The organism is Robinsoniella sp., assembly GCF_034124845.1.
Genome location: NZ_JAWYAJ010000496.1, coordinates 1 through 10,055, shown reverse-complemented (window position 1 = coordinate 10,055; position 10,055 = coordinate 1). Strand labels below are relative to the sequence as shown.

The window sequence follows — 10,055 nt, the reverse complement described above, 5'->3', positions numbered from 1 at the left end:
CTTTCTGACAACTGTACGTCACACTTTGTGGGAGATTTGTCCCGGATGAAGGGCGACAAGCGGGCTACGTAACCTGAATTCGGGGCAAATATGCCGCTAAGTGGGGCGTGCAGATGGCGGGAATGAATTTTCAAACACGCTCTAGGCACTTTTGACATATTTTCACCTCATTTTGACACTAAAACCATACATAACATAGTCTTCTCCCCATTTCCCGGTTACTTCATACACGTACCCGCTCTGCCCATTTGGGATGATCCACATATGATCTTCTTCCCTGGTTACAAGCACCGCCTCACCAGGTTTAATCTGATCCTGCCCGTCCTCTTGCGCTATCCATCTTTGAACAACCACTTCCCCTGGCTCCTCACTGAAAACAAGTTTTAATTCCTCTGCATCTTGAGAAATATCAATCTCTACCAGATTCTCATCCTGAATGACAGGCTGACTGTCTGCCCTCTCCACATTTCGGGTTCCATCTTCATTGATAACCGTCCACTGATAAGCCCTCTGCGAAATATTTGCAGATGCTTCCATTCCGGCAAATGGAATATATTGAATCTGCAGGCCCGGCTTTTCATTTGGATCCGGTTCGCAGTAAAATTCATTTGCCCATTTCAGATTAGCAGCTGCATCTGCTTCACTGCCTTCCTCAACTACCTGCATTTTTATAACCCGGTCACAAATCACGGGATAGCACTCCATGATTCCTCCCGTATAATAAATATCCACTATATTACCTGTTTTAAGTTCTTCAAACGTAATTTCTTCCCCAGCCAGGCTGTAGATAATATTCTCATCTGCCATGACCAGGCTAAATAATTGTTTCCGTTCCACATCCGCAAAATAATAGGATGTTTCCCCCAGTTTCAAATACATTCCCCTTATTAAGGCTGGCTCTCCCAGGTACTCTTCCATGTCGTCATCTTCGTTCTCATCCTCATCCGGTAAAATGCCCAGTATGGTCTGCGGTTCTTGATCCAGGTCATCCCTTCCAGGCACATGCGCCGGAGTACTGCTATAGATCACTCCAATTTTCTCTTTTTTAATTTCTTCCTGCTTCTTCTCACATCCATTCATCCACAATCCGGTCCCCATTACCAGTACCAGCGCCAACACAACCATTCGAACGATCTTTTTCCAATTATTTTTCATAATTCTTCCCCCTCTTCTTTAAATAACAATCACGCAACATCTGTTTATATATAAGTGTTTAAATTTACCACATCTGTTGCATGGAAAATAATTTTTTGGAAAACCTGCATCATCTCCTGGGTTAATTTCTTTTTCTGAAAAACAATACAAGAAACAGATTATATGGGCATAGGAAAAGGTACTGCGTTTTTCAAATGCAGTACCTTTTCCTATATAATCTGAATTATTTTATAATCTGAATTATTTTATAATCTGAATTATTTTATAATCTGTATTACTTTATAAGCTGTGTTATTCCGCAGTTAATCTGCCGTCTTAAACCGCATTTTATGCTTTCGGATATTCGTTACAGAGTAAACGGTAAGCCGGTTCGTCTTCGTCGATTGTAGGGAATCTGCCAATCGGGTCGTAGAAGCGATTGTCATTTTCATCGTCGTTGCACATGGATACTTCTCCCAGAAGCACGGCACCTGTTCCTTCTTCTACATTAAAGTCATGATACATATAGGGATAGATGGTAATACTTTCACCCGGAGTAAGACGAACCTGGGTTCCGGCAGGAACGGAGAACTCTCTGCCATCGCAGTTAACCGTAACATCGGTATCTGCAAATGCTCCGTCTTCCGTAGAATTATATACGCGGATCAGTACATTACCGCCGCCGCGGTTGATAATATCTTCCATCTTGTTCCAGTGGAAATGCATGGGAGCCATCTGCCCCTCGTTTACCATCAGCAGTTTTTCTGCATATGTCTTGGTATACTTGTCATTTTTCAAATTTCCATTACGGATGGTAATCAAGGCAAATCCCACTTCATCAAATTTTCCAAGCCCGTAGTCTGTGATATCCCATCCCAGCATATTGTCACGGATTTCATCGTATTCCGTTCCTTTTTCTTTCCATTCTTCCGCTGTCCATTTGCAAAATGGAGGGATTTCAAAACCATGTTCTTTGATTAATGCTTCCATGTCTTTAATTACTGCGTTGATTTTTGATCGTTTCATAATTACCTTCTCCTTCTCATTTTTTCTTACAAATATTCCTCAATCTGTGCCCTTGTTGGAAGGGAATCAATTGCCCCTTTTGTCTGTACACAGATCCAGCCTGCAATATTTCCATATTCCATTGCCTTTAAGATATTCTCTAGCGCAATGTCTTCTTTTTTCTCAGCACCCTGAATCAGAATGCTGGATAAAAATCCACCCCAGAATGCATCACCGGCACCGGTAGCATCTACTGCTTTCGCTTTTCTGCCCGGAATCTCACGTACTTCTCCGCCAAAGAAGCATTTGGCACCGTTTGCACCTAATGTCTCGATTACCACCGTAATTCCATTTTCCTTCATAAGTGGCAGGATATTTTCTTCACCGCCCATCATATCCACTTCTTCTTCTGAAATCTTCAATAAATCCACATAAGGCAGTACTTCACGTACTTTCGCCGCACATGCGTCAATATCATCATCCCACATTACATTCCGGTAATTTACATCAAAGCTTACCAGCTTGTTATTCTCATGAGCAGCTTTCATTGCGTATACAGTAGCATCCACTGCCGTTCCCTGAGACAGGGAGCAGGAACCTGCATGCACCATTTTGCTCTCTTCTATTTTTGCATTCTTAACGTCTTCAATCGTAAGCAGGGTATCTGCCCCAGGCTTTCTGGCAAATGTAAAGGAACGGTCTCCGTCTTCCGCCAGAGTTACAAATGCCATCGTCGTAACAGCGTCCTTTGTCAAATCCTCACATAATGCCTCAACCTTATTTTCTTTTAAAGTATCTACCAGGAAACGTCCAAAATCATCGTCTCCCATTTTGCCGCAGAATCCGGCTTTTAATCCATTTTTTCCAATTGCAATCGCAACATTTGCCGGAGCTCCGCCAGCTTTTCTGATATAACTGAACGGCTCATTTCCCGGAATAAAGTCTATTAACATTTCTCCAACACAAATAACATCCATTTTTTTACCTCCATTTTTTACTAAGGTCATTTATAGCAGCAATTATATGTAAATCCGCTTTACTAATTAAATTCATTATAAGTAATTTAAAAAGTAAAGTCAATATACATTTCAACTAAAAAATGTTTTTTTAAAATAGCAATTTTCCTAAAAAAGCCTGCTGTAATACCTGGCATGCGCCCCCCAGCAATTGAGCATCTGCCCCAAACTGCGTTTTTTTAATCTCAATCTCCGCTGCATTGTGGAAAAACCTGCGGCTGTTGACTTCTTTTTTCAGAACTGCAATGGCATTCTCCGGCAGATAAATTCCATCATGTCCCAGAAGAATCAATCCCGGATTTAAAATATTTACGTAATTTACCAGTGCTGCAGCCAGCTTTTTCATTACATCCGCAAATACCTCTTCCGCCGCAGGATCACTGCCTGCCCTGCAAAACTGGGTAAACCGGTAATCTTTTTGCGTCTCTCTCTGCAAACGCTCTTCCACTACCGGTGTGGTTGCATATAATTCCAGGCAGCCTTTATTCCCGCAGGTGCATTGCTCTCCCTGGTAATCAATGCTGGTATGCCCGATTTCCGAGGGCAGACCGCTTTGGTTTTCATACAGATCACCATTCATCACCATTCCGCATCCGATTCCGCGTCCCAGCCCCAGGAACAGGAAATCCTTATATTCATTTCCATAACCATACAGCAGCTCCGCAAGTGCTCCGCTTTGATTGTCATGATTTAAAAAAACCGGAAGCTGATACCGCTCTGTGAGCAGTTCCACAATGGGAATATTCTTAATATCCCAAAAATAAAGGGGTTCCAGGATCATCCCATTCTTTACATCTACAGGTCCGATGGATGCCACGCCAATTCCCAGTATGTTCCTTTCTTTCTTCTTAAGCCTGTCCACCATCTCATATAGCTGATCCATCAGCTCCTGGCTGTTTGTAACGCAGGCTTCTTTCATAACTCTGGTTTCCCGCCGGAGGATCTTCAAACTAAAATCACATAATACAACTTCCAGGCGGCTTCGAAATATCAGAACGCCAATGATTTTGGGACATTTCCCGGATATTTTTAAGCGGATCGGGTTCCTTCCGACTTCCTCATTCTGCACAGTGCTGGTTTCTTCAATCAAATGCTGTTCCAGCATTTCCGATACAATATTTGTAACTGCCATTTTGGTAAGACCTGTCCTTCTTGCAAGCTCTGCCCTGGAAGTACAGACTCCCGTAGCAATCAGCTTTAACATCAGTCCTCTGTTTAACTGCCGGTATGTCTTACTGTTTCCGCCTTTTCCACCGTTCACTCTCTTTCTCCTTGCTCCATTTATTTCTTAATTCTACCCATATTTTAATCCATTTTCTCAGATAAGTAAAGCAAGTGTACCCACTACGATAAAAATCAGTCCCAGCACTGCTTTTTTCTTTAATTTTTCCTTTAACACAAAATATGCAAAAAAGACGGTCACTAATATACTCAGTTTATCAATGGGCACTACAACACCTGCCGGTCCGTCCTGCAATGCACGGTAATAGCAAAGCCAGGACAGTCCTGTTGTAAGCCCGGATAAAAGGATGAATATCCAGGAACGTCTTTCAATCTTTTTTATTTCCTTTTGTCTGTGCAGCCCAAATACCATGAGCCATGCCATAATTAAAACCACCAGCGTGCGGATTGCCGTACCCAGATTGGATTCCACACCGGTTATGCCCACTTTTCCAAGGATCGCCGTAAGACTTGCAAATACAGCCGAGAGCAGGGCATAGATCAGCCATGTTCTGCTTTTTTCCGGATTTGTAACCGTGGAAACCGGATTCTTCCGTTTCCTTTCCAGCATCAGATAAGTGCCCGAACCAATCAGTACCATTGCCAGCACTTTGATACCGCTAAGCCCTTCTTTCAGGAACAGAAATGCAAAAAGCATGGTCAGAATGGTACTGGACTTATCAATGGATACCACTTTGTTCACATCACCCAGCTGCAGGGCTTTGAAATAACAGATCCAGGATCCACCGGTAGCCAGTCCCGACAGGACTAAGAACAGGAAGGTTTTTCCGCTGATCGCTGTAATAGAATCAAAAGATCCCGCCACCAAAACCATAATCCATGCAAAGAGCACCACGATTACTGTGCGAAGTGCCGTCACCAGATAGGAATCTGTCTTTTCAATTCCAAGCTTTGCAAGAATAGCCGTTATACCGGCAAAAAGTGCAGAACCAAACGCAAATAAAACCCACATCCATTTCCCCTCCCGTTCCCGGCTGCTTCCTGTTTCTCCCAGGGCATGTTTGAAACAGTCTCTCATGCAACCGCTATCTCAATTTCCTGTTTCCCGCTTGTGCAAAATTTTCTTTATCATTGCAAAATAACAGATTCCTGTCACTACTGCGCTGACCACATCCGCAACCGGCTCCGCCAGAAATACCTGGTCTATTTCGTAGATCAGAGGCAGCAGGAACACTGCCCCAAGGTACACAATCTTACGGAAGGTGGATAAGGGCAATGCCATTTTAGCAATCCCCATTCCCGTAAATCCGTCCACAAAGGTGTACTGGATAGCCAGCGGTATAATCCCCAACGTATATATCCTTATGGCACGTGTTGCAAACTGGATATATGTCTCATTCTGCGTGAAAATCCCTACAAATGGTTTGGCAAAATTCTGTGCAATGATAAACATAATGGTTGTAAAAATAAGGCATAGTATCACAATACACTTTTCCGCTTCCAGAACCCGGTCAGATTTGCGCGCCCCATAATTATATCCCAGTATGGTCTGGGTTCCCGCCGTAATTCCTCCAAGAGGCATGGTTACCATAAGCATAAAGCTCTGAACAATGGTTGCACAGGTGATCAACATATCTCCCCTGTCCGGTCCCCCATATTTCTGGAGTACGGTATTCAGCGCGATCAGCAGGACATTATCCATCACAATAATGATAAAAGGTGTCAGTCCCAAGAAGGAAATCTTTCTCATAATCCCAAGACTGTATCCCCCAAAGCTGATGGAAATCGGAACCTTTTTCCCAAACAGGAATTTTAAAACAAATCCGCAGGAAACCATCTGGGAAATTACGGTAGCAATTGCCGCCCCCTTTACTCCCATGCCAAATACAAATATAAAAATCGGGTCCAACACAATATTCATGGCTGCGCCGATCATAACGGACATCATCCCGGTCTTTGCATATCCCTGACAGATAATAAACTGATTCATGCCAATCGACATCAGCGCAAACACAGTGCCCAGCAAATAGATGGTAAAATAATCATTTGCATAGGGAAAACTCTGTTCACTTGCCCCAAACCAGAGCAGCAGATGCTCTTTTAGCGGCAGTAAAAGGATGGTCAGCGCCACGGATACCACGAGCAGCAGTAAAAAACTGTTTGCCAGGATCTGTTTCGCTGATTTTTCATCTTTTTCCCCCATACGAATACTCATCAGGGGGGAGCCGCCCACCCCTACGAAGGATCCGAACGCCGACAAAAGCGCCACAATCGGACCGCAGATTCCCACTCCTGCCAGCGCTATTTCACCGATCTGTTCAATATTTCCAATATACATGCGGTCTACCACGCTGTATAACACGTTAATAAACTGCGCCAGCATGGAAGGAATTCCAAGGCGCAGTACTAATTTTCTGATACTATCTTTTTCCAGATTATTCTCAACCATTTTCTCTTCTCCAATACGGTACTTATCATTCGTACGCACTGAATATTCTATCTGGTTTACAAGAGAATTTCAATAGAATTTTACTTTGTTTTATATCTAATTTTCAGGCTGGATAAAAGCCCTGACTGCATCCCTTAAAAAGCGGGCACACCCCTTTACATTCTGGTCGTAATAGGCGGTAAAACGTTCATCCGCAACATACATTTCAGCTAAACCACAATGCGCCTTTTTAGAATAGTGCGTCCAGGTGAAGGACAGCCACTCTTTGTGAAGCCGTGCAATTTTTTGTCCCAGATCTCCGGAGGGATCTGCCTTCTTTTCAACGGCTTCCTCCAACAGGCGGTTTATCTCTTTCCCGGTCTCCTGCATTTTCTCGTATTCATCCATAGTCAGGTTCATCAGTTTTGCATTACTGGCATCCACTTCATCTGATCCATAGGATTGCCGGATCTCTTCACCATACTGCTTTTCATTTTCCTGTATGATTTCTTCTTTCAAGCCTTCAAATTTCTCTCTGTCTGTCATGCTTCTTATCCCCTCTTCCTTTTCAATTGTTTTATTCACATTTTTAATCAGAAGGTCTATTTGCTGCTGACGTTGTTTTAAAACTTCCAGATGTTCCTTCAGAATATCCACCCGGTTATAGGCTGCATCTTCCGTAATTGCTTTTATTTTGGACAGTTCCATCCCCATATCCCGAAAAAGCAGGATCTGCTGAAGTGCGTCCACTTCTGTCTCTCCATAAATGCGATATCCGGATTCATTTACGTAAGCCGGATGAAGCAGGCCAATTCCATCGTAATAGCGCAGTGTCCGGGTAGTGATTCCTGCCAGTTTCGCCAGTTTTTGAATGGTATATTCCATTTCCATCACCTCCTGATAAGTCCATCTTAAACCTTTACGCTGCGTCAATGTCAAGGGTTTTTATGTCTGTTAATAATAGAATTGTTTAAACAATCTTTAAAACAGACTTAACTGTCTCTCTTTCAAACTTTTTACATTCCGGTCCTTCACGATATCCTTATCTCCCAATGCGCTGCAAAGAAGGGGTGAATTCCTGTCGTATTTTACATTATTTTCTAGGGTGAGTTCCTGATTTAAATTGGCATAACAATATACACAGCCATTTTTACAGGTATTATATAATCCGATATCGATACTGGCAGCGCAGCCGCATTCCAGTCTCTGGTTCTTATCCTTTTCCACCTTAAGAGGACAGTCTATGATCCGGGAAAGCAGTCTATCATCAATACATCTGCCATGTGCGATACCGTATTTTTCAAGATCAATATCCTCTGCGCAGGTTTCCAATGCGATCCCATACCGGGATGCCGTCTTGGAAAATGCCTCCGCCAAATATTCTTTTTCCTCCCTGTCTGCCGGGCGGATCCCCATCTGCTTCATTTTATTTTTCATCTTGGTATAAAAATCCAGATAGCTGAAAACACATTTCTTCGTATAGGGAGCAAGCACTTCCGCCATATATGCAAACTGCTCCAAATGGTACTGTGCTGTATAAGTATTATTGATTATAACCGGATCATAACGCCAGATCACACGCTCTTTTCCGATCATTTCCGAAAGGATTTTAAAGCTTTCCATCCGCTCTTTAAGCGGCGGAAGATGTTCTTCTATTTCCCTTCCGTATGGATTTATGGTGTATTGAAAATAATATGCATATTCCTTAAATTCCTTCAGCCTTTTCAGCATAGGCTTTGGATTTTTCGTCCAAAAGACAATGCCGTCCACTACTTCCGGGGATAAATCAATCCGGCTGATCTGATGGGCATTCATAGGGTTCCTGACCCACACCTGCTTTTCCTGAATCCGGTTTAGAAACCAATCGGTATAAAAAGATGGTATGTCGGTTCTTCTGCTTGCACTGATTATCATGGTCATCCCCCTTTTCGTGAGTAATAAAAGTTCTTTTATATACTGTACTATTTTATGAGGGATGCGTCAAGCCGGAGCATTAGCGACCAGGCAATTATATACTCAGCTATCTAACCGGTTTCTCCTGAATACGACTACAAATACAGCAATCAGTACTATAAAATTCACAGCCGTTATGAGTACCCCTTCCCAGCTGATCCCGTCCATCTTTTCCACAAACATGCTGATCTGATGTCCGTAAGTAAATTTAGCTATCTGTCCAATCTTGTCATTAAACTTTGCCAGCATAGGCAGAAAAGCAAAGATCATCCCAAAGGGAAGTGCCAGGCCGTTTGCAGCCATCATGTTTTTTGCATAGGATCCAATTGCCAGTCCCAGAACTATAGATATCACGCTCCCAACCCCTAACGCTCCCATAAACATCAACATTTCAACCGGTGTATATCCGCCCAGAAATAAAAAAAGTACTCCGGTAACCATGGTGCACAGGAAGACAAAGCCCCCGATGCTGATCAGATACTCCATCGGATTTACATTAGACATAAGAAGCACCCTCAGTGTATTTTTTTCTTTTTCCTCCGACATCATGGATGAAGTGGCTACAATTGGTGTAAAAACACCGTGCATGACTCCAAAGATAGATATGAAAAAGGCACTGTTCCCCATCTCTTTTCCCATGCTCTGGGTCATAACCATTGCAATGATTGGAAATGTAAAAAATAAGATTAATACCTGCATATTGTGTGCCGTATCTTTTATCTGTTTGCAAAACAGTGCCTGTAATGTCTTTGCCTGTATACTCATAGCAGTCTCCTTCCTGTTAACTCCACAAATACCGTTTCCAGATTGGGTTCCGATGAATGTATGGATTCCACGCATTCATCCTGAAAATATCCCATAATCTTATCCGCATTTTCCCTTGTGTTTTTCAGCTTTACCATTGACTTATCTTTACACAGTATCGTAATGATATTCTGTGTATTGTACTTTCTGCATAGTTCTTCGGGTACTCCATATTCTACGATCCTGCCGTCATTTAACAGCGCCACATGGTCGCAGAGCCTGTATGCCTCATCCATATTATGAGTGGTGAGGAATATCGTTGTCCCCTCCTGCTTTAATTCCTGCAAAAGTCCATGAATCGTCTGCGTCACCGCCGGGTCCAGACCGCTTGTGGGTTCATCCAGAAATAAAAGCTTGGGGCTATGAAGCATTGCCCTCGCCAGAACCAGTCTCTGTCTCATTCCTTTGGACAATTTTTCCACTGCCTTTTTGGCTGCATCTTCCAGTCCCACCCGTTTCAGCAGTTCCTCAATCCGATTCTTATCCACTCCGTAAATCCGTGCCGGCAGCAGCATATTATCGTAACAGCTCAG

Annotated in this window: 12 protein-coding genes; 1 reads left to right on the top strand and 11 read right to left on the bottom strand. The window is 43.0% G+C overall.

Annotation, left to right across the window (positions count from 1 at the left end):
- Positions 1 to 128 (bottom strand): DUF6783 domain-containing protein (locus ACH2DQ_RS24550; protein WP_395028582.1); only part of this gene is annotated, 128 nt, incomplete at its 3' end.
- On the opposite strand from ACH2DQ_RS24550, the gene ACH2DQ_RS24545 reads away from it, so the two are divergent.
- Positions 108 to 155, top strand: a complete 48-nt coding sequence (locus ACH2DQ_RS24545; RefSeq protein WP_394913372.1) for a DUF6783 domain-containing protein — start codon at positions 108 to 110, stop codon at positions 153 to 155. The genes ACH2DQ_RS24550 and ACH2DQ_RS24545 overlap by 21 nt on opposite strands.
- Before the next feature lie 7 nt (positions 156 to 162).
- On the opposite strand, the gene ACH2DQ_RS24540 is transcribed toward ACH2DQ_RS24545, so the two are convergent.
- From ACH2DQ_RS24540 to ACH2DQ_RS24495, 10 genes are all read right to left on the bottom strand, one after another.
- Complete coding sequence (locus tag ACH2DQ_RS24540) at positions 163 to 1,155, bottom strand: hypothetical protein (RefSeq protein WP_394913209.1); 993 nt, start codon at positions 1,153 to 1,155, stop codon at positions 163 to 165.
- A 327-nt stretch (positions 1,156 to 1,482) separates the two neighbouring features.
- Positions 1,483 to 2,160 carry a D-lyxose/D-mannose family sugar isomerase gene (locus ACH2DQ_RS24535; RefSeq protein ID WP_394914070.1) on the bottom strand — a complete coding sequence of 226 codons (678 nt, stop codon included), beginning with the start codon at positions 2,158 to 2,160 and terminating at the stop codon, positions 1,483 to 1,485.
- Positions 2,161 to 2,186: 26 nt separating this feature from the next.
- Positions 2,187 to 3,116 (bottom strand): carbohydrate kinase, encoded by a 930-nt coding sequence (locus tag ACH2DQ_RS24530; protein WP_394914069.1) that lies wholly within the window; start codon positions 3,114 to 3,116, stop codon positions 2,187 to 2,189.
- Between the two features lie 130 nt (positions 3,117 to 3,246).
- Entirely contained in the window at positions 3,247 to 4,416 is a 1,170-nt protein-coding gene (locus ACH2DQ_RS24525; protein ID WP_394914068.1) for an ROK family protein, read from the bottom strand.
- Positions 4,417 to 4,473: 57 nt separating this feature from the next.
- Complete coding sequence (locus tag ACH2DQ_RS24520; RefSeq protein ID WP_394914067.1) at positions 4,474 to 5,349, bottom strand: EamA family transporter; 876 nt, start codon at positions 5,347 to 5,349, stop codon at positions 4,474 to 4,476.
- Between the two features lie 78 nt (positions 5,350 to 5,427).
- Positions 5,428 to 6,786, bottom strand: coding sequence for an MATE family efflux transporter (locus ACH2DQ_RS24515; RefSeq protein WP_394914066.1), 1,359 nt, complete (start codon positions 6,784 to 6,786; stop codon positions 5,428 to 5,430).
- Positions 6,787 to 6,882: 96 nt separating this feature from the next.
- Entirely contained in the window at positions 6,883 to 7,650 is a 768-nt protein-coding gene (locus ACH2DQ_RS24510; protein WP_395028581.1) for a MerR family transcriptional regulator, read from the bottom strand.
- A gap of 96 nt (positions 7,651 to 7,746) precedes the next feature.
- Positions 7,747 to 8,679 carry a DUF1848 domain-containing protein gene (locus ACH2DQ_RS24505; RefSeq protein ID WP_394914063.1) on the bottom strand — a complete coding sequence of 311 codons (933 nt, stop codon included), beginning with the start codon at positions 8,677 to 8,679 and terminating at the stop codon, positions 7,747 to 7,749.
- Positions 8,680 to 8,781: 102 nt separating this feature from the next.
- Complete coding sequence (locus tag ACH2DQ_RS24500) at positions 8,782 to 9,483, bottom strand: ABC transporter permease (RefSeq protein WP_394914062.1); 702 nt, start codon at positions 9,481 to 9,483, stop codon at positions 8,782 to 8,784.
- Positions 9,480 to 10,055: ABC transporter ATP-binding protein (locus tag ACH2DQ_RS24495; RefSeq protein ID WP_395028580.1), on the bottom strand; the 576-nt coding region annotated here is incomplete at its 5' end. The genes ACH2DQ_RS24500 and ACH2DQ_RS24495, both read right to left, overlap by 4 nt.

What these genes read in the sequence shown, in the direction of transcription:
- ACH2DQ_RS24540 (WP_394913209.1), bottom strand. Translation starts at nt 1,155, where the DNA reads ATGAAAAATAATTGGAAAAAGATCGTTCGAATGGTTGTGTTGGCGCTG.
- ACH2DQ_RS24535 (WP_394914070.1), bottom strand. Translation starts at nt 2,160, where the DNA reads ATGAAACGATCAAAAATCAACGCAGTAATTAAAGACATGGAAGCATTA.
- ACH2DQ_RS24530 (WP_394914069.1), bottom strand. Translation starts at nt 3,116, where the DNA reads ATGGATGTTATTTGTGTTGGAGAAATGTTAATAGACTTTATTCCGGGA.
- ACH2DQ_RS24520 (WP_394914067.1), bottom strand. Translation starts at nt 5,349, where the DNA reads ATGTGGGTTTTATTTGCGTTTGGTTCTGCACTTTTTGCCGGTATAACG.
- ACH2DQ_RS24515 (WP_394914066.1), bottom strand. Translation starts at nt 6,786, where the DNA reads ATGGTTGAGAATAATCTGGAAAAAGATAGTATCAGAAAATTAGTACTG.
- ACH2DQ_RS24510 (WP_395028581.1), bottom strand. Translation starts at nt 7,650, where the DNA reads ATGGAATATACCATTCAAAAACTGGCGAAACTGGCAGGAATCACTACC.
- ACH2DQ_RS24505 (WP_394914063.1), bottom strand. Translation starts at nt 8,679, where the DNA reads ATGATAATCAGTGCAAGCAGAAGAACCGACATACCATCTTTTTATACC.
- ACH2DQ_RS24500 (WP_394914062.1), bottom strand. Translation starts at nt 9,483, where the DNA reads ATGAGTATACAGGCAAAGACATTACAGGCACTGTTTTGCAAACAGATA.